Origin of the sequence: Antricoccus suffuscus, from assembly GCF_003003235.1 — a bacterium.
In the GTDB taxonomy this organism is placed as follows: domain Bacteria; phylum Actinomycetota; class Actinomycetes; order Mycobacteriales; family Antricoccaceae; genus Antricoccus; species Antricoccus suffuscus.
This window is the reverse complement of the sequence record NZ_PVUE01000029.1, coordinates 1-22,459: the sequence shown is the minus strand read 5'-3', so window position 1 is coordinate 22,459 and position 22,459 is coordinate 1. Positions and strand designations below refer to the sequence as shown.

The following is a 22,459-nucleotide window of genomic DNA, read 5'->3' as shown; positions in this document are numbered from 1 at the left end:
GCGCATCATGTACGCCGCTCAGCACAGGCGCCGGTCACGGCGTCGTTCGATCGCCGTAAACGGGCGCCTGGCTGATCCGAAATCACACAGTGACATATCTTGCACATTGAGCAACTTTGCGCAATGCGCAATCCACGTATTCTGGTTGTGTGACGAACACCGAAGCCATCGACCAGGCCGCCGCGCGGTCGAGTCTGCGCGCTCAGAAGAAGGAGTCGACGCGGATTGCGCTAGCCGAGGCTGCCCTGCGGCTCTGCCAGGAGCGCGGCTACACCCACGTGACCGTGAGCGACATCGTCGACGCTGTCGGCGTGTCCCGGCGTACCTTCTCCAACTACTTCACCGGTAAGGCCGAATGCTTAGTCAGTATCGTCGACGGCCAACTCGACGACCTGATCGCACAGTTTGTGCCGGAATCCAGCGACGAAGACGCGATCGTCGAGATCAGACGTACGCTCGCCGCCACTCCGATCGACTTCTGGCAGAAGTGCACCGCCCTCAGCGCCCTGGTCAACGCCGAACCGGAACTCCAAGCCTTCAGCTACGCCAGCGATCAGCGCAGCATCGACTACGTCGCCGAGGAAGTCGCCGAGCGCCTCTGCCTGGCGCCCGATGACCTGCGACTACGGATCACGATCAGCTCCGTCGTCGTGTGCGTCAAAGAGTGCGTCAACCGCTGGCTTAAGACGGGCCCGGAAGGCGACACCGGCGCCCTCGTGCGCCTCATCATCGACAACCTCGACGTCGTCAACACCGATTGGGTCAACGACGTACGCCGCGCAGGCAACGCACAAACGCCGTAGAGCGCACATCCGGCAGCACTCCTAGAACCAAGCAGTCTTCTCTTCGAACAGGACACCCGAACTATGGCAACACTGCTCCACCGACTTGGCCGCTTTTCGCTACGCCATCGTCGTTCCGTACTCGCGGTCTGGCTCGTGGTGCTGATCGCCGGTGCAGCCGCAGCACTCGGTGCGCAAGGCACGTTCTCCTCGACGTTCTCTATCCCCGGAATGAAGTCGCAGGTCGCACTCGACCAGCTCGAAGCGAAACTTCCCGCAGCGGGCGGCACGACCGGACAGATCGTCGTCGCCGCTCCGAAGGGAAAGACGCTCGCCGAACCGGACTACCAGAAGGCGATCAACGCGATCGTTGATGAAACGAAGCCGCTGGACAAGGTCACGACGGTCATCGCGCCGATTCCCACACAGAGCATCTCGGAGGATGGTCGAATCGGCTTTATCCAAGTGATGTTCAAAGGAGCGGTGACCGAGATACCGCCCGAGACTCAGGACAAGATCGCCAACATAGCCAAGGACCACAGCGTGGATGGGCTCCAGGTCGAGCTCGGTGGAGGCGCGGTCAAGCAGGCCCCCGCTATTGGCTCGACTGAGGGGATTGGGGTGATCATTGCCCTCGTCGTGCTTGCGATCACGTTTGGTTCGATGATCGCGGCCGGTCTGCCCATGCTGACGGCTCTCATCGGAATCGGCGTCGGTATGACCGGGATTCTGACTACGGCGGCCTTCGTCGATATGTCCGACACCGCACCGATTCTCGCGCTCATGCTCGGTCTGGCTGTCGGCATCGACTACGCGCTGTTCATCGTCTCTAAGCACCGAGACCAGCTCCGCCGCGGGATGTCCGTTGACGAGTCGATCCCGCGGGCGACCGGCACCGCCGGCACCGCGGTGCTGTTTGCCGGCCTGACCGTGGTCATCGCGTTAGTCGGCCTCACCGTCGTCGGCATCCCATTCCTGTCGGTCATGGGCCTAGGCTCGGCAGCGACGGTCGCAATAGCCGTGCTCATCGCGGTCACACTCGTACCGGCTCTGCTCGGGTTCGCCGGCCTGAAGATACTTCCCAAAAAGGAACGCGCCAAGATCGCCGCCTATGTAGGTGAACTACGCTCGCAAGAAGAAGCCGTCAAGCCGAATCGATGGATCCGGTTTGTCACCAAGCGGCCGGTCGCCGTACTCGCGCTCGGCGTGATCATGATCGGCGTCATCGCCATACCCGCGATGCAACTGCGACTCGGCCTGCCCAACGACAGCACTGCCGCGCCCGACACGACTAAGCGCAAGGCCTACGACCTGATGGCCGAAGGCTTCGGCGACGGCAAAGGCAATCCCCTTATCGTGACGGTGACCCCCGACAAGCCGCTCGTCCTCGATCCGCAGACCGCTGCCGGCATCCAGGCGAAGGTGCAGCAGCAGATCGGTGCCGAGCTACAGGCCAACCCGCAGTTGGCCGACCAAGCCGAAAATCTCACCAAGATGGCCGTTGGCCAAGCGCAGTCCACCGTCCTGTTGGCGCCGTACCTAGACAAGCTGTCGAGCATCGACAACGTCCGGTCGGCGAGCGCCGTCGGCGGCGCCCCGGATGGCACCTTCTTTGCCATCCAAATCATGCCGAAGACCGGTCCCTCCGACGCGGCCACCGAGACCCTCGTGCACACCCTGCGCAGCGACCTGCCGTCGCTCGGTAAGGATCTAGGCGCTCAGCTCGAAGTCACGGGCATGAACGTTGTCGCGATCGACATCTCGCAGAAGCTGGCCGACGCACTCCCGGTCTACCTCGCCATAGTCGTCGGACTGGCGCTCATTCTGCTGCTACTCGTGTTCCGCTCGATCCTCGTGCCGCTCAAGGCGGTCGTCGGATTCCTATTGACGATCGGCGCATCGTTCGGAGCAGTCGTGGCCGTCTACCAGCTCGGCTGGCTGAGCGCGATCTTCGGCGTCGACACCCCCGCTCCGATCATCAGTTTCCTGCCGGTGCTGCTTATCGGGATCCTGTTCGGGCTCTCGATGGACTACGAGATGTTCCTCGTCTCGGGAATGCGCGAATCCTATGCGCATGGCGCGACCGCGAAGAACGCCGTCATACATGGGTTCGGCGCCGGCTCTCGAGTCGTGACCGCGGCCGCGATCATCATGATCTCCGTCTTCGCCGGGTTCATCCTCGCGCCCGACGCGATCATCGCCTCGATCGGTTTCTCGTTGGCGTTCGGTGTACTAGTCGACGCATTCGTCGTCCGGATGACCCTCGTGCCGGCGGCGATGTACCTATTTGACAAGGCTGCCTGGTGGCTGCCGAAATGGCTGGACAAGATCCTGCCCAACGCGGACGTAGAGGGTGCGGCGCTCGTCGCCAAGCTCGATCAAGAGGCCGCGCATGAGGACGACCGCGAACTAGAACCGGTTTAACTAGACACCTCGCCGCCCGGGGCCAGGCTACTTCTGCTTGGCCGCCCGGGCTTCGGCCTTGGCGGCACGCTTGAACTCGCGCACCTCGAGCAGTGACTTCTCATCGGTCACGTCCGCGATGGAACGACGCGCGCCGTCATCGCCATAGGCTCCGGCCGCTTCGCGCCAGCCCGTGGGCTGTACGTCGATCTGCTTGCCTAACAGCGCGAGGAAGATACGCGCCTTCTGGTCGCCATAGCCCGGCAACGCCTTGAGCCGCTTGAGGACCTCCCTGCCGTCGGGGTCGCCCGTGGTCCACAGCGCATCGACAGATCCGTCGTACTCCTCAAGCAGGTAGGTGCATAGATCCTGGATCCGTTTGGCCATCGATCCCGGGAATCTGTGCACGGCTGGCGTTTGCGTGCACAACGCGGTGAATTCCTCGGGGTCGGACTCAGCGATCCGGCGTACGTCGAGCCCTTTCATTCGGTCGGCGATCTTCTTTGGTCCGATGAACGCCGTCTCCATCGGCACCTGCTGATCGAGCAACATCCCAATGAGCAGGGCGAGCGAGTCGTCGGCAAGCAGTCGGTCCGCGTCCGGTTGCCCCGTAAGATTCAGCGTGAGAGCCATGACGCGATCCTCCCACGGCCGGGGGTGTTCGATCCAGACGCGTGTGCCCTCGACCGCGCTAATTATCAAATCCCGGGAGTACTTATGGCTGCGTATGTTCCACCAAGTTTCGGTCTGTACGAAGCGTTCGAGCCGGGCGTCCCGCCCACTGACAGTCGTCGGTGGCTCGTCGATGTACGAGGGAACGCCGACCAGCCCGCCGCCGCAGTCACCCTCGGGTACCGCTCAGCGACGACCGGGCTGCTCGTCGGTACGTCGGCAAGTGGCGTGTACCAGTCCGAGTACGACCTCAAGCTGCGTGCCATGACGATCATGATGGAAGGATCACAGTCCTCCAGCCGGCGGAAGACCGCGTTGCCGACCGCCGACGACGTTTTCAACATGGCCGACTTATGTGCGGCCATGGACGATCTTTGGACGCCGTACCGCCTGACTCTCGATGGAAGTGACATCAACGGGTTTGTGTCGACCTGGGACACCGGTTGGGCTCTCGTCTCGCGGCTGGATGTGGACCTGACCGTCGCCGGCATGCAACCAGTACCCGGCACGATCTCGCTCCGCCGCGTCGCGGCCTCGGACGACTACGGCATCGACCTCGGCCAGTCTTTAGATGTCGACACGCTAAACACCAACCGGCTCTCACAGGCACCCGCAGGAAGCGGCTTGGAGTAGCCGATGTGGACTCGCGCCGTCGCGCCGGACCGGAGTGACGGATCGAGCGCTGGGGAGCACAATGGGCACATGAGTGACTCAGCGAAGACCCTCACCCCTGAAAACACTTCCGGCGAGCTTAAAGGCAGCGCCTTCACGCACACCCAAAACACGCTGCAGGCGACATTCGATACCGGCGACTTCGTCGGTGCGGTGGAATTCCTCAACGAGGTGATGCCCATCGCTGAGGAGCTAAATCACCACCCCGACGTCGAGGTCGGCTACGGCAAAATCGCCTTCACGCTCAGCTCGCATGACGTAGGTGGCGTCACCACGCGCGATCTGGGTCTCGCACGACGGATCGACGAGGTCGCCCACAACCGGCAGTCGTAGAGCCGTAGAGCTAGAGCCGAGCCGTAGAGTTGTCAGGCCTGGAGCCGAGCCATAAAGGCAGGCAGTTCGTCGATAAGGTCCGGCGCGATGAGCGGGCCATCGTGCTGATCGGCGAGCGCACCGTGCACGTATGCGCCCGCCGCCGCCGCGATCTGCGCGGGCAACCCGGCCGCGAGCGCGGCGCCGATGATTCCGCTGAGGACATCACCGGTCCCCGCGGTGGCCAGTTTCGACGAGCCCGTCTCGTTTACCAGCACTCGGCCTCCTGGCGCAGCCACGATAGTGCTGGGGCCCTTAAGGAGTACGACGCACCCCGTACGCCGAGTCGCCGCCTTCACCGACTCCACGGGATCATCTCCGACCTCGCCAAACAGGCGGGCGAACTCCCCGCTGTGCGGAGTCAGCACGGTCGGAGCCTGACGCTCGCGTAGCCGATCGACATCACCGGACAGGATTGTCAACGCGTCGGCGTCATAGATCACCGGTACGTCGAGGCTGAGGCTCGACCTCACGACGGATCGCGCGGCGTCATCGGTACCCATCCCTGGGCCGATGACCCACGCATTGGTGCGGCCCGCGTCATCGATGGAAGTCGCCCCAACCGCGGCCGGCCAGGCCGCAACTATGCGCTCGATAGCGTCGGGCGCACCGACGTACCGGACCATGCCGGGCTTCGAACGAATCGCGCCGCCGACGCACATTACGGCCGCACCCGGGTATTGGGCGGATCCTGCGATCACGCCAACGACGCCGGTCGAGTATTTGTGCGAGTCGTACGATGGTCCTGGCCAGATCGCTGCTATATCAGCATAGTCGAGTACGTCGATCCTCGGATCAGTGAGATGTGGGCCGAGTCCGATGTCGACGAACCGTACGTCTCCGCACAACCTGCGCGCCGGAGCCAGTACCTGTGCGGGCTTCCACGCACCGAACGTGGCGGTCATGTCGGCATGAATCGCGCCGTCGTACGCCTGGCCCGTGTCGCCGTTCACCCCCGATGGCAAGTCCACTGCGCAAACGAGCGCGTCGGTCGTCGCGATCGCCTCCGCAACGCTGTCGGGGAGCTCAACGCTACGTGAGGAGCCAAGACCGGCTATTCCATCAATCACCAGGTCGGCTCTGGAGACGGCAGTCGCCGCGTCCGCGTCACTGATCGCCCCTACCGTGCCACCGGCCCGCACAAACGCCTCGCGGGCGCCTGGATAAGACTTGACGCCGACAAGTAACGCGTGCACGGCAATGCCTCGGCGGAGCAGCCAAACGCCACTATATAAAGCATCCCCGCCGTTCCCGCCGGGGCCGACGAGGAGCGCCGCGCGTGCGCCGTACACGCCGCCGCGCCGCGAATGCAGCTCGTTGAGACACTCGTTGGCCAGCCCGTACGCCGCCCGCTGCATCAACTCACCGGGCGCTGTGAACTCCTTGAGCCGGGCCTCTGCAGCGCGGACCTGCGTGCTGTCATAAACGGACCTCATGGCCGCGGGACTGGCCCGAGTGCGAGCACCATCGCGACTGCGAGGCCACCGTCGTGCGATAGCGAGATCTGCCAAGAATCGACGCCCAGTTCGTCAGCGCGCTTTAGGACCGTGCCACGGACGGTCAGCTTCGGCGCGCCAAAGTCGATCGTTGATACCTCCGCATCGTGCCAATGCAAGTTACCCGGGGCGCCGAGCGCCTTGGCCAGCGCTTCTTTTGCCGCGAACCGTGCCGCCAGGGACGCGTTGCCGCGCGGATTGCCCGACGGAGTAATCAGTTCACCTGGGGTGAAGAGCTTTTCACGCAGTTTCGGTGTGCGAAGAAGTGACTCGGCGAAGCGTTCCACCGGACAGACATCGACTCCCACACCGACGATCATCTACTCGACCGTGACCGATTTCGCCAGGTTGCGTGGCTGGTCGACGTCGAGCCCGCGGGCGGCAGCAATCTCGCACGCCATCACCTGCAACGGCACGGTCGTCACGAGCGGTGCCATGAGGACCGGCGTTCGCGGGACCCGGATGACGTGGTCGGCGTACGGCACAACCTTGTCATCGCCCTCCTCGGCGATGACGATGGTGCGCGCGCCACGGGCTCGTACTTCCTGAATGTTTGACACGACCTTGCCATGCAGTGAATCGCGGCCGAGTGGCGACGGCACCACGATGACGACCGGAGTCCCCTCGCCGATCAGCGCGATTGGTCCGTGTTTAAGCTCACCCGCAGCGAAGCCCTCGGCATGCATGTATGCAAGTTCCTTGAGCTTGAGCGCGCCTTCGAGAGCAACAGGGAAACCTACGTGTCGGCCCAAGAACAGGATTTGGTCAGCCTCGGCAAGCGTCCTGGCGAGCTCACGGACCGGTTCCATAGTGTCGAGCACCTTGTCGACAGCTGCGGGCATCTCCTGCAACTGACCGACTACCGCAGAAACTTCGTCACCCCATTTAGTCCCCCGGATCTGCCCGAGGTAAAGCGCGACGAGGTAGCAGGCGACGATCTGGGTGAGGAATGCTTTGGTCGATGCGACGGCAATCTCGACCCCGGCTCGGGTATAGAGGACCGCGTCGGACTCCCGCGGAATCGTGGAGCCGATCGTGTTACAGATCGCGAGGATCCGCGCATGCTGCGACTTTGCGTGACGCAGTGCCATCAGCGTGTCCATCGTCTCGCCCGACTGGCTGATCGCGATGACGAGAGTGGATCGGTCGAGCACTGGGTCGCGGTAGCGAAACTCGCTTGCCAGCTCGACCTCGACCGGGATACGTGTCCAGTGCTCGATTGCGTACTTCGCAACCATGCCGGCGTAGTACGACGTGCCACACGCGATGATAAAGATTTTGCCGACGTCACGCAGGTCGTCGTCGCTCAGCCGCATTTCGTCGAGGTGGATCTCGCCGGTCTCGGTGAGCCGGCCTCGAAGAGTGTCCGCGACCACGGCCGGCTGCTCGGCGATCTCCTTGAGCATGAACCAGTCATAGCCACCCTTCTCGGCGGCGCTGGCGTCCCAGTCGATTGTGTATTCCTGCGTCTCGGCGGGCCCGCCGGAGAAGTCGCTTACGGTTATCCCCCGCTCGCGATCGAGCTCGACAACCTGATCCTGGCCGAGCTCGATCGCGCGGCGAGTGCGGCTGATGAACGCAGACACATCGCTGGCCAGGAAATACTCGTCCTCACCAATTCCGGCTACGAGCGGCGAGTTGCGACGCGCTCCGACAACGGTGTGCGGTGCCGCGGCGTGTGTGAGAACCAAGGTAAAGGCGCCCTCAAGCCGATTGCAGACGCGGCGTACCGCCTCGGCGAGGCGCCCCTCGATCGCCGGGTCAACTGCGTCGAACTCAGCCTCGACCATGTGCGCGACGACTTCGGTATCGGTGTCCGAGGACATCTCGATCCCGTTGGCCTCAAGCTCGCTACGCAACGCGGCGAAGTTTTCGATGATGCCGTTGTGTACGACGGCGACACTACCGACGTGCGATACGTGTGGATGAGCATTGCGATCGTTTGGCGCACCATGCGTGGCCCACCTGGTGTGCCCCATGCCCGCGGTGGCAGGTGGCGTCGGGTTGTCCGCGAGCTCTTTCTCGAGATTGGCCAGCTTGCCCGCCCGTTTGCGCGTCACGACTTGCCCATCGGCAAGCAGCGCAACACCGGCCGAGTCATACCCGCGGTATTCGAGACGGCGCAAACCTTCCATGACGACGTCCAGGGCCTGGTTGTTGCCGACGTATCCGACGATTCCACACATGGGGTCAAGAGTACTTGTTGCCGCGTGCGAGACCGCCGATTGCCACCACGACATGCATCACTGGCACCCAAGGCAGCTTGTCACCGAGATAGGAGACAATGGCCCGATGCCCGCCGCGAACCGCCCGTCACAGCCGCCCGAAGAACCATCGGGCCGTCCACGGATGTCGAAACCGCAGAAACGCCTGCTCGTCGTGGTCGGCGCCGTACTCCTCCTCGCCATAATTGGCTGGCTTATCGACACGTTGGCACCGATGCCTCCGTCGAAAAAGTCCGGCGCCGACACGCCGCAGACCTCCGTTGTGAGCGCCCATGCCCCGCCCCGTCACGGTATTAACTGGTAGCGAGCGCGGCGACGAACTACCTAGAGCACCGCAGTCTCAAGCGCATTCGATCGGCCAGTTGTTGATGCTCCGAGCTAGCGAACTCACGGATCGACAGTTAGGTGAGCTCGGTGCGGACGGCGTACAGCTCCGGAAAGAAGGTCAGGTCCAGCGCACGCTTCAGGAACGACGTACCGGACGACCCGCCGGTACCCTTGCGCGCGCCGATGATCCGCTCGACCGTCTTGAGATGCCGGAACCGCCACGACTGGAATGTGTCCTCGACGTCGACGAGCTCCTCGCACGTCTCGTAGATGTCCCAGTGCTCCTTCGGATTCTCATACACAGTGGCAAAGACCGCGACGAGTCCGCTATTGAGCACGTGCGGTTCATCCCATGAACGCGTGAGCAGCTCCGGCGGCACGGCGTAACCGCGACGGCTCAGCAACATGATGAACTCGTCGTACAGGCTTGGCGCCTCGAGCGCCGCACGCAATCGCTCCTGCGCTTGGAGATCGTGCGCGAAGACTTCCAGCATGCTGCGGTTCTTGTTGCCCAGCAGAAATTCCAGGAGCCGGTACTGGACGGACTGAAAACCGGACGCCTTGCCGAGCGACCCGCGAAACTTGAGGTACTCGCTCGGGGTAAGTGTCGCAAGCACCGACCATTGCTCGGTCATCTGATGCTGGATGTGCTTGATCCTCGCCAAACACTTCAACGACGGGCCCAGCTGATCATCGGCGATGAAACGCATTGCCGCGCTGAGCTCATGGATGACGAGCTTGATCCACAGTTCAGTGACATGATGCTGGATGATGAACAGCATCTCGTCATGGTTGTCGGACACGGGCTGCTGTGCCGACAGCAGCAAGTCCAGTTGCAGATAGCTGCCGTAGTTGAGTCCGCTGAGATCCCGCTCGATCCCCTCCTCCAGGTCACGGATGTTTCGCTCGCTCATCTTGCGATCGCTCGCTCGATATCGTCGGCAAGCTTCTCCGGTTTGGTCGTCGACCCAAAACGTTTGATCGGAAGGCCGTCACGACCGATACGGAACTTCGTGAAGTTCCATTTGATCCTGTCACCTATTACGCCACCGCGCTCCGACCGCAGCCATTTGAACAACGGAGCCGCGTCCGCGCCGTTAACGTCGATCTTGGCGAACAGCGGGAAGGTCACGCCATAGTTGACCTCGCAGAAATCCTGGATGTCAGTCTCGGTTCCTGGCTCTTGATGACCGAAATGGTCACACGGAAATCCGAGGATCACCAGGCCCTGATCGGCGTACTTCTTGTAGATCGACTCCAGCCCTTCGTACTGCGGCGTGAACCCACATTGGGAAGCCGTATTAACTACCAGCACAACCTTGCCCTGGTAGTCCGCGAGCGAGACATCCTTGCCGGCTATGTCTGTCGCGATAAAGTCGGCGATAGTCGTCACTGCGAGTCCTCTCGTTTCAGTTGGTCGAAGTAGTCGGCAAGCGCGCCGAGATCCTTCATATGCAAGGGATGTCGCGCACTCGGACTGACGTCCTTAGTCCTGTCCGTGCCGTTTTCGAAAGGCCGTTCGATGTACGCCGTCTGTAGACCACAGTCCTGCGCAGCGTCGAGATCGATGTGATGCGCGGCCACCAACATCACCTGCTGTGGCTCAAGGTTGAACACCTTGGCTACGCCGAGATACGTCTGCGGAGCGGGCTTGTAGTGCCCGAAGACCTCGGCGCTGAGGACGCAGTCCCACGGCAGGCCGGCATTCTTGGCCATATGCGTCAGTAGGCTGATGTTGCCGTTGGAGAGCGGCGTGATGACAAACAGTTTGCGCAGCCGACGCAGGGCCGCGACGGAGTCCGGCCACGGATCCAGCCGGTGCCACGCATGCGTGAGGTGATCGCGGTCGGTCTCACTCATATCGTCCAGGCCGAAGTCCGGCAGGATCGAATCCAGTATCTCGCGGTGCAAGACGTCCAGATTCTTCCACGGCGCGTCACCGGTTTCGGCCTGCGCGCGTTGCATCGCGGGTATATATCCACGTCGCCAGGCACGCGCGAACTTCGCACCGTCGATGCCGGGTGCGAGCTCGCTGGACTCTCGAGCGATCGACGAGTGCCAGTCGACCACCGTGCCGAATACGTCGAACGCCAGCACGTGCGGCAGTTCCTGAGGCATTCACGCGCCGCCTTCCAAGCAATCCCGACTGAGCAGTTGTCTCACACAGTATTACGACCGGTTTGAATACGCCGACCGCGGCGCTACGCCGCCTGCGTGATCGAGAGGGTCGCTCTGCCGGTGACGATGAGCTTGTCATTGCACGTGATCCGCGCGAGTACGACCGCCGTCGTGCGTCCCGAGTGCTCGACCGTACCGGTCGCCACTAGCCGCCCGGAGGCCACCGGACGGACAAAGTTCAGGTTCATCTCTATCGTCGCGATACCCGTGCCCTCCGGGTAGATACCACGGGCAGCCTCCACCGTGGCCGAGTCGAACAACGCGCTCAACGCACCGCCGTGCACGATCCCGGCCGCCTGCAGAAGGTTGGGCCCGATCTCGGCCTCGCAAATCGCGGTGCCGCCGGATCGTTGCGCCACCTCGATCCCGATCAGCTTGCGAAAAGGGTTGGGCGGTGTTGGTATCGGCATCGCGTAGAGCACCTTTCGTAAATTGGAGTACGTCGTACGGCATGCTTGCACAGTGAACACCTTCGTAAGCGGCTTCGGCACCGTCACCCTCAGCCGCTACCCATCGCGCCCGGACGATCAGCTGCAGGCATCGGACTCCGCAGACGCCTACCTGCTGGCCGAACTACACGAACTCGACCTACCAGACGACGCCGCCGTCCTCGTCGTCAACGACGCGTTCGGTGCCCTTGCGACACCACTTGCCGGCCAGTTCCACGTCACGGCGCTGAGCGACTCCTACATTTCTCGTCTTGCCGTGCAGCAAAACCTCGCGACGAACGCGCTAGCCGACTCGGTGCGGTTCGTCAGCGACCCCGCCGACCTGCCCGACATCTCATATGACGCCGTGCTGATCAGAGTGCCAAAAGCGCTCTCTTTGTTAGAAAACCAACTCATCGGATTGCGCACGCACGTTACCGCGACGTCGTACGTCGCAGCAGGCGCGATGATCAAACATTTGCCCCGCGCCGCAGGTGACCTACTAGAAAGGTACGTCGGCCCGGTGCAAGCATCGCTAGCCGTGCGCAAGGCCCGCTTGCTGCGCGCAGCACCGACTGATGATCTCGGCCCGCTGCCGGCGCTGCCGCCCGTTACCTACACCGTCGACGATCCCCCGCTCGAGTTGTCCAACCATGCCGGCATCTTCGCCCGTGACCACCTCGACCTCGGCACTCGCGCACTACTTCCCTACCTGCCAAACGACCTCGGGGCGGCCGACGTCGTGGACCTTGGCTGCGGAAACGGGGTTCTCGCGATCGCCAGCGCGCTGGCCAATCCCGACGCGCGATATACGCTGATCGACGAGTCGTACGCTGCGCTGGAGTCCGCGCGAATCAACTGGGACCGGCATCTGCCCGGTCGCAACGTTGACATCCACGCGGCGGAGGGTCTCGCCGACGCCGCTCGCGACTCGGTCGACGTCGTGCTGTGTAATCCCCCGTTCCACCAGGCACATGTCATTGGCGACGCACTCGCCTGGCGGATGTTCACCCAAGCCCAGCAGGCATTGCGGACCACCGGGTCGCTGTACGTCGTCGGTAACCGTCACCTGGCCTATCACAGCAAACTGAAACGGTTCTTCCGTAACGTGCAGCAACTCGGGGCGACCGACAAGTTCGTCGTCCTGCGGGCCCGCCGCTAGTCACGGCGGCAGCCGGCGTGTCCGTCCCTAGCGAACTAAGCAGCAACCGGCCACGAACGTCGACAACTAGCACTAAGGTGGCGACGTGACGATTCTTGATGACGCCAAAGACGGCATGAACCCCGACATCCGGCCGCAGGACGATCTGTTCGGCCACGTTAACGGACACTGGTTCGACACCGCGGAGATTCCCGCCGACAAGTCGAGCTGGGGCCCGTTCGTTTCGCTCGCCGATACCGCCGAACAACAAGTGCGCGAAATTATCGAAGAATGCGCCGCCACGACGGCGCGACCCGGCTCCAACGAGCAGAAGATCGGCGACCTCTACACGTCCTTCATGGACGAAGACCGGGTCGAGCAGTTGGGCGCGACACCGATCGCCGGCAAGCTCGAAGCGGTTGATGCGATCGAGAACCTCACCGAATTCGCGACGTACCTCGGGGCACACGAGCGGGCCGGTGGCTCGGGGCTTTTTGGTTCGTACGTCGACACCGATGACCGTGACTCGGACCGCTATCTCGTCAACGTGCTGCAGGGCGGCCTCGGGCTGCCTGATGAGTCGTACTACCGCGACGAGAAGTTCGCAGATGTGCGGGAGAAGTACGTCGCGCACATTGCGAACATGTTCCGACTTGCCGGTCGTCCCGACCCGGACGAGTCGGCGCAGATCGTGATGGCTGTCGAGACCCGCTTAGCCAAGGGGCATTGGGAGCGCGCCGACACTCGCGACGTGATCAAGACCTATAACCTCACCTCGCTCGACGAGCTGCAGACCACTGCCCCACGATTCGACTGGCAGGCCTGGAGCGGTGCGCTTGGCGCCAAGGACGACACGTTCGCGCAGACCATCGTGCGGCAGCCGTCTTATCTCGCGCATTTGTCCACGGCCCTCGACGAAATTCCGCTGTCGGAGTGGAAGACCTGGCTGGCGGCGCAGGTCATCCGCCGCGCGGCGCCGTACCTGTCATCAGGCTTCGTGGCCGAAAACTTCGACTTCTACGGCAAGACTCTCAGCGGCACTCCGGAACTGCGGGCCCGGTGGAAGCGCGCGGTCCAGTTCGTGCAGGGCGCGGTCGGCGAGGCCGTCGGTGAGCAGTACGTCGCCCGGCACTTCCCGCCGGAGTCGAAGGCACAGATGGATCAGCTGGTCGCCAACTTGCTGACGGCGTATCGGGGCAGCATCGAGAAGCTCGATTGGATGGGCGAAGACACCAAGAAGCGCGCCTACGAGAAGCTTGAAACGTTCCGGCCGAAGATCGGTTACCCGGAGAAGTTTCGCGACTACTCGAAGCTCACCGCGATCCCCGATGATCTGCTTGCCAACACGATCAGCGCCGCGGAGTTTGAGACCGACCGCGAACTTGGCAAGATTGGGTCACCGGTCGACCGAGACGAATGGTTCATGCTGCCGCAGACGGTCAACGCCTACTACAACCCTGGCACCAACGAGATTTGCTTCCCGGCTGCAATTTTGCAGCGGCCGTTCTTCGATGCAGGGGCGGATCCGGCCGAAAACTATGGTGGAATCGGTGCAGTCATCGGCCACGAGGTCGGTCACGGGTTCGACGACCAGGGTTCGCAGTACGACGCCAAGGGCAACCTCAATGAATGGTGGACCGAGGCCGACCGTGCGGCGTTCAAGACTCGGTCCGATGCGCTCATAGCGCAGTACGACGGCTTCGAACCGCGCGAGTTGCCCGGCGAGAAGGTCAATGGCGCACTCACCGTGGGCGAGAACATCGGCGACCTCGGCGGCCTCACAATCGCCCTGAAGGCCTACAACATCAGCCTCGACGGCGCCGAGGCCGAGGTCGTCGACGGACTCACCGGCATCCAGCGAGTCCTCACTAACTGGGCATATGTGTGGCGCACGAAACGGCGAAAAGAACAGATGCAGCAGTTCCTCGCTGTCGATCCGCACTCCCCTGCGGAATTCCGAGCCAACATCGTTCGCAACCTCGACGAGTTCCACGACGCCTACTCGACGACTGACCGTGACGGGCTGTGGTTGGACCCGGCCGAACGCGTCCGGATCTGGTAGCTAGGCCGAGCGGTGGTCGCGCAACACAAGCTCGCTGAGCGCCGGCCACCGCTCGAGCGCCCACTCGCCGAAGTTGTTGTCGGTAAGCGCCACACAACTCAGGCGGGCATCCGGGTCGACCCACAGAAACGTGCCCGATTGGCCGAAGTGCCCGAAGGTGCGCGGCGAGTTGGACGCGGCCGTCCAGTGCGGCTTCTTGTGGTCCCGGAGCTCGAATCCGAGCCCCCAGTCGTTGGGTGACTGTCGGCCATATCCCGGCAAGATCCCATTGAGGCCTGGGAAAGCGATGCTCGTCGCTTCCGTCAATGTCTCGGTGGAGATCAATTTCGGCGCCTGCAGTTCGGCAGCGAACAACGACAAATCTATGCAGCTCGCGAACCCGCCCGCGCCCGGAGTGCCCTCCAGCCGGGTCGCACTCATCCCCAGCGGCCTACACACCGCCTCCGCCAAGTAGTCGGCGAATGCAATACCCGTCGAGTCGGCGATCGTCTCGCCCAACACGGCGAATCCCTCGTTGGAGTAGATCCGGCGGGTGCCCGGCGCCGCTACCACGCTCCGGTTGTCGAAGTTGAGCCCCGAGGCATGCGCGGCCAGATGGCGTACCGTCGAACCTTCCGGCCCGGCTGGCAGGTCCCAGCCGATGGCCTCTTCCTCGATCGCAACTAGCACGGCGTACGCCGTGAGCAGCTTCGTTACCGATGCGAGCCGGAAGACCCGCTGCTGGTCGCCATACGTCGCGCGCACCGCGCCATCGTCACCGATGACCGCGACCGCGACGTTGTCGGCCGGCCAGGACTTGAGTTCGCTGAGACTGTCCACTCCCACATTGTCCATGACCGGCCGCGCGACGCTCACTGGGCGATCGACTATCGAGCCACCGTGTCGCGCATGACCCAGCCCATGTCCGGCACACGATCGCCTGCGGGAACGAGTGCCCCGAGCGCTTCGAGGTCCGCTGCGGACAGCACGAGGTTCATTGCGTCGATATTCTGCTCAAGATACGTACGCCGCTTAGTGCCGGGGATCGGGATGACATCGTCGCCCTGTGCGATCAGCCAGGCGATCGCGACCTGAGCCGGCTGCGCATCGTGCTTGTCAGCTATATCGCGAATCGCCGCGGTCAGTCGGATGTTGGCATCGAGGTTCTCTGCCTGCCACCGCGGCAGCGTACGACGGAAGTCGTTGGCAGCGAGATCGGTGAGCGCTTCCGCGGAGCCGGTCAGCATCCCGCGGCCGAGCGGGCTGTACGGGACGAGGGCGATCCCGAGCTCGCGGCAGGTGGGGACGACCTGCGCCTCGATATCTCTGCTGAACACCGACCACTCGCTCTGCAGTGCGGCGATCGGATAGACCGCGGCGGCGCGCCGGATCGTGTCGGCAGACGCTTCGGACAGCCCGACCGCACCAATCTTCCCCGCCGCGACCAGTTCGCCGAGCGCGCCGACGGACTCCTCGATCGGCACCTGCGGATCCGGACGGTGCAAGTAGTAAAGGTCGACGTGGTCGGTCTCTAGCCGCTGCAGCGAGCGATCGATGGCCCCGCGGATATATTCCGGCGAGCCATCGGCTCCGGAAGGAAAACCGGACTGAGGATTCGGGACGATTCCGCATTTTGTGGCCAGGAAGACCTCGTCGCGCCGTCCCTTGAGCGCCTCAGCGAGCAGCCGCTCGTTGTGTCCCACGCCGTAGATGTCAGCGGTGTCAAGGAAGTTGACACCGAGCTCGAGGGCACGGTCGATCGTTCGGAGAGACTCTCCGCGATCCGCCTCGCCGTACGCGGTGCTCATGCCCATGCAGCCGAGGCCGAGGGCCGAGACCTCTTGGCCGACGATCATGCGCTTTTCGATCATGTGATGCTCCATCTTTCGGGTTTTGGGCGCGACAGGGTGCCGCGCCGTAGGGCGTGGTCTGGGCGGCGATAGGGCTTACGGCTGGCAGTTGCCGCCGTACGTCGATATTTTGTAGTCAATGACCGCGAGCGCCCACTGCATATCTTCGAGTCGGGACTGGATGACCGAGCGATGCCGCTCCATAATCTCGAGCCGCTCTGGAACCGTCGAGTCTCCGAGCTTGACCAGCTCGACGTACTGCTGGATGTTGCGGATCGGCATATCGGACAGTCGCAACTTGGTGATGAACACGATCCGCCCGAGCGCCTCACGGCTATAGGTACGCCGGCCCGCGGCGTCGCGGTCGACATCGACCAAACCAATGCGTTCGTAGTAGCGCAGCGTGTGCGCCGTCGTACCGGTCACCTCGGCGACTTCGGCGATCGACAGCCCGTCACCCAGATCCCGCACCGGGTCGCAGGCGCGGACGAGCTCATCGGTCAGCGCGGGAAGGTCGCCGCCGCGGTGGGCTTCCATCACGTCACGAAGGCGTGTTGCAGAAGTGGTCATGGGTACGACGCTACGGGTTCGAGTGCGCTCTAAGTCAAACAGAAAGTAGCGAGACGCCAGTCACACTTAACGGGGTCGGTCAGGGACTACTTGGTCTCTGCGACTACGGCGGCAACCTTGTTGGCGACCGTCTCGGCGATGACCTGCGTCGAGGCCTCGACCATCACCCGCACAAGCTGTTCGGTCCCGCTGGCCCTGAGCAGGATCCGGCCCTCGTCGCCGAGCTCAACCTCGGCGCGACGAATCGCTTCGGCGACAGGCTTCGACTTGGTAGCGGCCACCCTGTCACGTACGGCGACGTTGACGAGCGTCTGCGGCAGTCGTACGACGACCGAGCCGAGCTCCGCGAGCGGTTTGCCGGTCTCGGCGACCCGGGCCAGCAGATGCAGCCCGGTCAGTACGCCGTCGCCGGTCGTCGCACTCTCGAGGAACACGACATGGCCACTCTGCTCGCCACCGAGCACCAGTCGCTCCTGGCGAAGCTTCTCGAGCACGTAACGATCACCGACGGCGGTGGTGGCGACCTCAATACCGTGATCGCGCATCGCATGATGGAAACCGATATTGCTCATGACCGTAGCGACGACGGTGCTCTTCGCTAGCCGGCCGGCCTCATTGAGCGCTATCGCGCAGATCGCGAGGATCTGGTCGCCATCGATCACATTTCCGGCGGCATCGACCGCGAGGCAACGGTCCGCGTCACCGTCGTGCGCGAGCCCAAGATGGGCGCCGTGCTCGACGACGGCCTTCTGGACGCCCTCGATATGGGTCGAACCGACACCGTCGTTGATGTTAAGACCGTCGGGTACGGCGCCAAGCACGACCACTTCGGCGCCGGCGCGCCGGTAGACCTCGGGCGCGATCGCGGCCGCAGCGCCGTTGGCGCAGTCCACGACAAGCTTCAGCCCGTCCAGTCGAGACGGCACGGACGCGAGCAGATGCTCGGCGTACGCGCTCAGGCCGCTCTCTTCGTCACGAACCCGGCCGATGGCCGCACCGGTCGGACGGTCCCACATCTCGTGCTTCTCGTCGAGCACGATCTTCTCGATCGCCAGCTCGACCTCGTCGGGCAGCTTGTGACCGCCGCTCGCGAAGATCTTGATCCCGTTGTCGGGCATCGGGTTGTGGCTTGCGGACAGCATGACGCCCAGGTCGCCGCCGAGTCGACCGGTGAGGAATGCGAGCGCGGGAGTCGGCAGCACGCCCACTCGGACGACGTCCGCGCCGGCACTGGTCAGCCCGGCGACAACCGCTGCCTCAAGCATCTCGCCGCTGGCCCGCGGGTCGCGCCCCACGACCGCGATCGGGCGATGCGTTGCGGCTTGCTGCGACAGGACCCGCGCGGCGGCAATGCCGACCGAGACCGCGAGCTCTGGTGTCAGGTCGCCGTTCGCGAGACCGCGCACTCCATCTGTACCGAAAAGTCGACCCATCAACACACCCTTCAAAAAAAACGAGGGGGACGCCAATAGCTGCTGGCGTCCCCCTCGCGAAAACCTGATTGTTTTGCGCGCGCGATCCTTAGCGCTTGCTGTACTGAGGTGCCTTGCGGGCCTTCTTGAGGCCGTACTTCTTACGTTCCTTCGCACGAGGGTCGCGGGTGAGGAATCCAGCCTTCTTGAGCGCCGGACGGTCCTCGCTCTCGATCGCGATGAGCGCACGAGAGATGCCCAACCGCAACGCGCCGGCCTGGCCGGTGATGCCGCCGCCGGTCAGCAGTGCGATTACGTCGTACTGGTCGTCCTTCTCCAGCGTCACGAACGGCTCCTTGATGAGCTGCTGGTGAACCTTGTTGGGGAAGTAGTTTTCCAGGTCGCGACCGTTGAGCGAGAACTTGCCCGTTCCCGGTACGAGACGAACCCGAACGATGGCCTGCTTACGCCGACCGACTGTCTGTACGGGCTTTCCCGTATCGATGGTGATGCTCACGTGCGGATTTCTCCTTGAACGAGGTTAAGAACTAAGTCGTCGGCGCGGACTACTGCGCGACCTGGATGATGTCGAACTTCTGCGGGTTCTGCGCTTCGTGCGGATGCTCGGGGCCGGCGTACACCTTGAGCTTGCCAATGAGCTGGTTGCCCATCTTGTTATGCGGCAGCATGCCCTTGACGGCCTTCTCGATGATCCGCTCGGGACGAGTGTCGAGGACCTCGCCGTACGTGCGCGAGCTCAGCCCGCCCGGGTGGCCGGAGTGCCGGTAGTCGAGCTTGGCGTTGCGCTTGTTGCCGGTCAGAGCGACCTTCGAGGCGTTGATGACGATGACGAAGTCGCCGGTGTCGATGTGCGGCGCATACTGCGGCTTGTGCTTGCCACGCAGCAGGTTGGCCGCCTGGGTCGCGAGACGACCAAGTACGACGTCGTTGGCGTCAATGACGTGCCAGTTACGAGTGACCTCGCCTGGTTTCGGGCTGTACGTACGCACTTCGGCTGCCTTCTTCGATGCATCGTGGGAAGCTCATGTCACGCAGCACCCACCGGGCAGCAGCGAAACAGCTTCGCGTTTGGATCATGTGTCGTTTGGATCATTTGTCGGCGCACGCACTTCAGTAATCCAGAAGCAACACGCGAGTCCGACAGGATGTGTCCCGCAAAATGTGGACCGACGTGTCAGTTTACAGCGTCCCCCGTGTCCGGGTCAAAGCCGGTGGCGAACCCATCCGGTGGCTTACCTCACGGAGTCCGCGGCGTGACACGGTCGAGATCGGTAAGGTCGACCTATGCCACCTAGCTCGTCGTCAGCGTCCAACCCTCGCACATCCGCCCCCCGCACACTAGCCTCGGTCGACGACCACGCGGCTCGTGTCAGGTCGTTACTGCCGAGGCCCGACCCGGCCGACGTACCGCTGGCCGAGTGCGACGGCCTCATCCTCGCGGCCGACCTTGTCGCAAAAGTGGCCCTGCCTGGTTTCGACAACTCCGCGATGGACGGGTACGCCGTACGCCGCGCAGACGTCGAGAGCGCGACCGCGGACAGCCCGGCCGAAATTCCCGTCAGCGATGACATACCGGCCGGTCGCATCGACGTACCGCCGTTGAAGCCCGGCACCGCGGCCCGGATCATGACCGGCTCTCCTGTGCCCGAGGGCGCGGACGCGATCGTGCCGGTCGAGCAGACGGACGCCGCGACGACCGGCGCGCCGCCTGCGACGGTGCGCATCTACGAGGCCCCCACGCCGGCTCAACACGTCCGACGGCAGGGCGAGGAAGCTTCCGCGGGCGACGTCGTACTGCCGGCCGGTACGCCGCTGACTCCGTCGAGTATCGGACTCGCCGCAGCGGTCGGCCACCCCTCGTTGCCGGTCTACCGGCGGCCCCGCGTGCTGGTGCTGTCGACCGGCTCCGAACTCGTTGCCGTCGGTGGGCCGCTCAAGCCTGGCCAGATCTACGAGTCCAACTCGCACATGCTTGCTGCCGCCATCCGCAGGGTGGGGGCAACCGCGCACACGCTCACCCTCGTGCCGGACGACGTCGACTCGTTCATGTCTTCGCTCAAGTCGGCCGCGGCGGACGCCGACCTGATCATCACGAGCGGCGGCGTTAGCGCGGGCGCCTACGAAGTGGTCAAGGACGGCCTCTCGAGCACCGGGACCGTGCAGTTCGACAAGGTCGGCATGCAGCCGGGGATGCCGCAGGGCGCGGGGACCGTGTTCGGCACGCCGATCGTCACGCTGCCGGGCAACCCGGTCAGCGTCTACGTCTCTTTCGAGGTGTTTGTGCGGCCGGCGCTGCTGACCTACATGGGCATCGACGACACGGAGCGTCCCGGTTTCGTCGGCACCTGGACCGGCGGCGATCAGCCGTCACCGGCGGGAAAGCGGCAGTTTCTGCGCGGCACATGCGACGTACCAGCGGGCGAGGTCGCTCCGATCGGCACTCCCCCGTCACATTTGCTGGCGAGTCTCGCGCGGTCCAACTGCCTGGCGATCGTCCCGGAAGAGACGACGCAACTGCACAACGGGGACGACGTCGAGATCTGGCTGCTGGACGGTGCGCTATGAACCGCGCTGTGAAACCAGGCCAGATCGGTGGTTGCCGATGACCGAGTTCACCCACGTAGATGCCGCCGGCGCTGCTCGCATGGTCGACGTCTCGCAGAAGGACATCAGCGTCCGGCAGGCGACCGCCACCGGTAGGGTGCGCACCACGCCGGAGGTGGTAGCGCTGTTGCGCGGCGGCGGCGTACCAAAGGGTGACGCTCTAGCCGTGGCCCGGATCGCCGCGATCGCCGCGGCCAAGCGCACTCCCGACCTGGTGCTGCTGTGCCACCCGATCGCGATCCACGGGGTCACGATTGACCTCGAGGTGACCGACGACGGCGTACAGATTCAGGCCGTCGTCCGCACCGCAGACCGCACCGGCGTCGAGATGGAGGCGTTGACCTGCGTCAGCGTCGCCGGGCTCAACCTGATCGACATGATCAAGGCCGTCGACCCGGCGGCAATCATCACCGACATCCAAGTCGAAGAGAAGCTCGGCGGCAAGACCGGCAAGTGGACTCGGGCATGAGCGGCATTCCGGCCGGCGCACGTGCCGTCGTCGTAACCGCCTCGACCCGCGCCTCGCAAGGCGTTTACGACGACGTCAGCGGCGACCTGCTCGACGGCGCATTGACCGACCTAGGGTTCGAAGTTGCCCGGGTACTGCTCCCGGACGATCGCGATAAGTTGACCAACGCGATCGCGACCGCCGTGGAACTCAAGGCAGACCTGGTCGTCACGACCGGCGGCACCGGGATGTCACCGACCGATATCACCCCGGAAGCGACCGCGCCGGTCATTACCCGACCGGTGCCCGGGATCGCCGAGGCCATTCGCGCGTACGGCGCGGCCAGCACGCCGTACGCGGTCATGTCACGCGGGCTCGCGGGGGTCGCCGGTACGACGTTCATCGTCAACCTACCGGGGTCTAAGGGCGGCGCGAAGGATGGGATCGCCGTGCTCACGCCACTCCTTCCGCATATTCTCAGCCAGCTGCGCGGCGGCGACCACTAACACGCCGCGATCCGTCACGAAACCCCCGTGATCCGTCACGTAATCCCGTTCATCCGTCACCCTCGCACCGCGCGTCCGGCTTGAGTTGCCATTCAAACAGGCTGAACACGCAAAGCGCCGCTTCGGTCTAGTTTCGCTCCCCGTCACCAAGACTCACCGCTAATCGCCACATTTGTGGCGTTGTGCAGCGTGAAACAGCGGCAACCTGCAGCGACACCCTACGTGTCAGTCTGGTTGTGAGTCAGTCACCCATTCCCATGGAGTTGATTGTCTTGCCCTTAGAAGGTTTCTATACCGCAGAAGAACAACGT

At 63.8% G+C, this 22,459-nt stretch carries 24 protein-coding genes; 10 read left to right on the top strand and 14 right to left on the bottom strand.

From position 1 onward, the window contains the following. Positions 1-149 precede the first annotated feature (149 nt). Positions 150-803: a TetR/AcrR family transcriptional regulator gene (locus CLV47_RS20905; protein ID WP_170111192.1), complete on the top strand. Its 654-nt coding sequence runs from the start codon at positions 150-152 to the stop codon at positions 801-803. Positions 804-866: 63 nt separating this feature from the next. After that, entirely contained in the window at positions 867-3,206 is a 2,340-nt protein-coding gene (locus CLV47_RS20900; RefSeq protein ID WP_106351069.1) for an MMPL family transporter, read from the top strand. A gap of 27 nt (positions 3,207-3,233) precedes the next feature. Here the strand turns inward: CLV47_RS20900 and CLV47_RS20895 are convergent, their stop codons facing one another. Then, positions 3,234-3,818: an HhH-GPD-type base excision DNA repair protein gene (locus tag CLV47_RS20895; protein WP_106351068.1), complete on the bottom strand. Its 585-nt coding sequence runs from the start codon at positions 3,816-3,818 to the stop codon at positions 3,234-3,236. 84 nt (positions 3,819-3,902) lie between these two features. On the opposite strand from CLV47_RS20895, the gene CLV47_RS20890 reads away from it, so the two are divergent. Beyond that, a complete protein-coding gene (locus tag CLV47_RS20890; RefSeq protein ID WP_106351067.1) occupies positions 3,903-4,490 on the top strand; it encodes a hypothetical protein in 588 nt (195 codons plus the stop codon). Positions 4,491-4,559: 69 nt separating this feature from the next. Further along, positions 4,560-4,862: a 4a-hydroxytetrahydrobiopterin dehydratase gene (locus CLV47_RS20885; protein ID WP_170111191.1), complete on the top strand. Its 303-nt coding sequence runs from the start codon at positions 4,560-4,562 to the stop codon at positions 4,860-4,862. A 32-nt stretch (positions 4,863-4,894) separates the two neighbouring features. Here CLV47_RS20885 and CLV47_RS20880 read toward each other — a convergent pair whose 3' ends face one another. The 3 genes from CLV47_RS20880 to glmS are packed head-to-tail and all read right to left on the bottom strand — an operon-like array spanning position 4,895 to position 8,583. Continuing rightward, a complete protein-coding gene (locus tag CLV47_RS20880) occupies positions 4,895-6,337 on the bottom strand; it encodes an NAD(P)H-hydrate dehydratase (protein ID WP_106351065.1) in 1,443 nt (480 codons plus the stop codon). Beyond that, positions 6,334-6,717: a holo-ACP synthase gene (locus CLV47_RS20875; RefSeq protein WP_106351064.1), complete on the bottom strand. Its 384-nt coding sequence runs from the start codon at positions 6,715-6,717 to the stop codon at positions 6,334-6,336. Before CLV47_RS20875 ends, CLV47_RS20880 begins: the two co-directional genes overlap by 4 nt. Continuing rightward, positions 6,718-8,583: a glutamine--fructose-6-phosphate transaminase (isomerizing) gene (glmS, locus tag CLV47_RS20870; protein WP_106351063.1), complete on the bottom strand. Its 1,866-nt coding sequence runs from the start codon at positions 8,581-8,583 to the stop codon at positions 6,718-6,720. Positions 8,584-8,689: 106 nt separating this feature from the next. Between glmS and CLV47_RS20865 the strand changes: the two genes are divergently transcribed. Continuing rightward, a complete protein-coding gene (locus CLV47_RS20865; protein ID WP_106351062.1) occupies positions 8,690-8,926 on the top strand; it encodes a hypothetical protein in 237 nt (78 codons plus the stop codon). A 97-nt stretch (positions 8,927-9,023) separates the two neighbouring features. Here the strand turns inward: CLV47_RS20865 and CLV47_RS20860 are convergent, their stop codons facing one another. The 4 genes from CLV47_RS20860 to CLV47_RS20845 all read right to left on the bottom strand — a co-directional run bounded on the left by CLV47_RS20860 (position 9,024) and on the right by CLV47_RS20845 (position 11,537). Further along, positions 9,024-9,863, bottom strand: a complete 840-nt coding sequence (locus tag CLV47_RS20860; RefSeq protein ID WP_106351061.1) for a tryptophan 2,3-dioxygenase — start codon at positions 9,861-9,863, stop codon at positions 9,024-9,026. Then, positions 9,860-10,342 carry a glutathione peroxidase gene (locus CLV47_RS20855; protein ID WP_106351060.1) on the bottom strand — a complete coding sequence of 161 codons (483 nt, stop codon included), beginning with the start codon at positions 10,340-10,342 and terminating at the stop codon, positions 9,860-9,862. The genes CLV47_RS20860 and CLV47_RS20855 overlap by 4 nt, the downstream gene beginning before the upstream one ends. After that, complete coding sequence (locus CLV47_RS20850; protein ID WP_106351059.1) at positions 10,339-11,067, bottom strand: haloacid dehalogenase type II; 729 nt, start codon at positions 11,065-11,067, stop codon at positions 10,339-10,341. Before CLV47_RS20850 ends, CLV47_RS20855 begins: the two co-directional genes overlap by 4 nt. 83 nt (positions 11,068-11,150) lie before the next feature. Next, on the bottom strand, positions 11,151-11,537 hold the full coding sequence (locus tag CLV47_RS20845) for a PaaI family thioesterase (protein ID WP_146135478.1): 387 nt from the start codon (positions 11,535-11,537) through the stop codon (positions 11,151-11,153). A 52-nt stretch (positions 11,538-11,589) separates the two neighbouring features. Here CLV47_RS20845 and CLV47_RS20840 point away from each other — a divergent pair, with 52 nt between their 5' ends. Together CLV47_RS20840 and CLV47_RS20835 are read left to right on the top strand one after the other, a co-directional pair. After that, a complete protein-coding gene (locus CLV47_RS20840) occupies positions 11,590-12,717 on the top strand; it encodes a methyltransferase (RefSeq protein ID WP_106351057.1) in 1,128 nt (375 codons plus the stop codon). Positions 12,718-12,802: 85 nt separating this feature from the next. Continuing rightward, the gene (locus CLV47_RS20835; protein WP_106351056.1) at positions 12,803-14,758 is read left to right on the top strand and encodes a M13 family metallopeptidase; all 1,956 of its coding nucleotides are present in this window, start codon (positions 12,803-12,805) and stop codon (positions 14,756-14,758) included. Here CLV47_RS20835 and CLV47_RS20830 read toward each other — a convergent pair whose 3' ends face one another. The 6 genes from CLV47_RS20830 to rplM all read right to left on the bottom strand — a co-directional run bounded on the left by CLV47_RS20830 (position 14,759) and on the right by rplM (position 19,579). Continuing rightward, positions 14,759-15,613, bottom strand: coding sequence for a serine hydrolase domain-containing protein (locus tag CLV47_RS20830; RefSeq protein WP_238145541.1), 855 nt, complete (start codon positions 15,611-15,613; stop codon positions 14,759-14,761). A gap of 11 nt (positions 15,614-15,624) precedes the next feature. Beyond that, positions 15,625-16,608, bottom strand: coding sequence for an aldo/keto reductase (locus CLV47_RS20825; protein WP_106351078.1), 984 nt, complete (start codon positions 16,606-16,608; stop codon positions 15,625-15,627). Between the two features lie 75 nt (positions 16,609-16,683). Further along, a complete protein-coding gene (locus tag CLV47_RS20820) occupies positions 16,684-17,157 on the bottom strand; it encodes a MerR family transcriptional regulator (protein WP_106351055.1) in 474 nt (157 codons plus the stop codon). Positions 17,158-17,243: 86 nt separating this feature from the next. After that, on the bottom strand, positions 17,244-18,590 hold the full coding sequence (gene glmM, locus CLV47_RS20815; protein WP_106351054.1) for a phosphoglucosamine mutase: 1,347 nt from the start codon (positions 18,588-18,590) through the stop codon (positions 17,244-17,246). Positions 18,591-18,678: 88 nt separating this feature from the next. Then, on the bottom strand, positions 18,679-19,086 hold the full coding sequence (gene rpsI / locus CLV47_RS20810) for a 30S ribosomal protein S9 (protein WP_106351053.1): 408 nt from the start codon (positions 19,084-19,086) through the stop codon (positions 18,679-18,681). Between the two features lie 49 nt (positions 19,087-19,135). Further along, a complete protein-coding gene (rplM, locus tag CLV47_RS20805) occupies positions 19,136-19,579 on the bottom strand; it encodes a 50S ribosomal protein L13 (protein ID WP_106351052.1) in 444 nt (147 codons plus the stop codon). Positions 19,580-19,874: 295 nt separating this feature from the next. Between rplM and CLV47_RS20800 the strand changes: the two genes are divergently transcribed. From CLV47_RS20800 to CLV47_RS20790, 3 genes are read left to right on the top strand one after another with little or no spacing between them, the layout of a single operon-like run. Next, the gene (locus CLV47_RS20800; protein WP_106351051.1) at positions 19,875-21,155 is read left to right on the top strand and encodes a molybdopterin molybdotransferase MoeA; all 1,281 of its coding nucleotides are present in this window, start codon (positions 19,875-19,877) and stop codon (positions 21,153-21,155) included. A 37-nt stretch (positions 21,156-21,192) separates the two neighbouring features. Continuing rightward, positions 21,193-21,663 carry a cyclic pyranopterin monophosphate synthase MoaC gene (moaC, locus tag CLV47_RS20795; RefSeq protein ID WP_106351050.1) on the top strand — a complete coding sequence of 157 codons (471 nt, stop codon included), beginning with the start codon at positions 21,193-21,195 and terminating at the stop codon, positions 21,661-21,663. Then, positions 21,660-22,148, top strand: a complete 489-nt coding sequence (locus CLV47_RS20790) for a MogA/MoaB family molybdenum cofactor biosynthesis protein (RefSeq protein WP_106351077.1) — start codon at positions 21,660-21,662, stop codon at positions 22,146-22,148. Before moaC ends, CLV47_RS20790 begins: the two co-directional genes overlap by 4 nt. Positions 22,149-22,459 lie beyond the last annotated feature (311 nt).

Coding starts and splice junctions, on each gene's coding strand:
- CLV47_RS20880 (WP_106351065.1), bottom strand. CDS start 6,337: ATGAGGTCCGTTTATGACAGCACGCAGGTCCGCGCTGCAGAGGCCCGG.
- moaC (WP_106351050.1), top strand. CDS start 21,193: ATGACCGAGTTCACCCACGTAGATGCCGCCGGCGCTGCTCGCATGGTC.
- CLV47_RS20825 (WP_106351078.1), bottom strand. CDS start 16,608: ATGATCGAAAAGCGCATGATCGTCGGCCAAGAGGTCTCGGCCCTCGGC.
- CLV47_RS20865 (WP_106351062.1), top strand. CDS start 8,690: ATGCCCGCCGCGAACCGCCCGTCACAGCCGCCCGAAGAACCATCGGGC.
- CLV47_RS20875 (WP_106351064.1), bottom strand. CDS start 6,717: ATGATCGTCGGTGTGGGAGTCGATGTCTGTCCGGTGGAACGCTTCGCC.
- CLV47_RS20790 (WP_106351077.1), top strand. CDS start 21,660: ATGAGCGGCATTCCGGCCGGCGCACGTGCCGTCGTCGTAACCGCCTCG.
- CLV47_RS20845 (WP_146135478.1), bottom strand. CDS start 11,537: ATGCCGATACCAACACCGCCCAACCCTTTTCGCAAGCTGATCGGGATC.
- CLV47_RS20885 (WP_170111191.1), top strand. CDS start 4,560: ATGAGTGACTCAGCGAAGACCCTCACCCCTGAAAACACTTCCGGCGAG.
- glmM (WP_106351054.1), bottom strand. CDS start 18,590: ATGGGTCGACTTTTCGGTACAGATGGAGTGCGCGGTCTCGCGAACGGC.
- CLV47_RS20895 (WP_106351068.1), bottom strand. CDS start 3,818: ATGGCTCTCACGCTGAATCTTACGGGGCAACCGGACGCGGACCGACTG.
- CLV47_RS20800 (WP_106351051.1), top strand. CDS start 19,875: ATGCCACCTAGCTCGTCGTCAGCGTCCAACCCTCGCACATCCGCCCCC.
- CLV47_RS20890 (WP_106351067.1), top strand. CDS start 3,903: ATGGCTGCGTATGTTCCACCAAGTTTCGGTCTGTACGAAGCGTTCGAG.
- CLV47_RS20860 (WP_106351061.1), bottom strand. CDS start 9,863: ATGAGCGAGCGAAACATCCGTGACCTGGAGGAGGGGATCGAGCGGGAT.
- CLV47_RS20850 (WP_106351059.1), bottom strand. CDS start 11,067: ATGCCTCAGGAACTGCCGCACGTGCTGGCGTTCGACGTATTCGGCACG.
- glmS (WP_106351063.1), bottom strand. CDS start 8,583: ATGTGTGGAATCGTCGGATACGTCGGCAACAACCAGGCCCTGGACGTC.
- CLV47_RS20900 (WP_106351069.1), top strand. CDS start 867: ATGGCAACACTGCTCCACCGACTTGGCCGCTTTTCGCTACGCCATCGT.
- CLV47_RS20820 (WP_106351055.1), bottom strand. CDS start 17,157: ATGACCACTTCTGCAACACGCCTTCGTGACGTGATGGAAGCCCACCGC.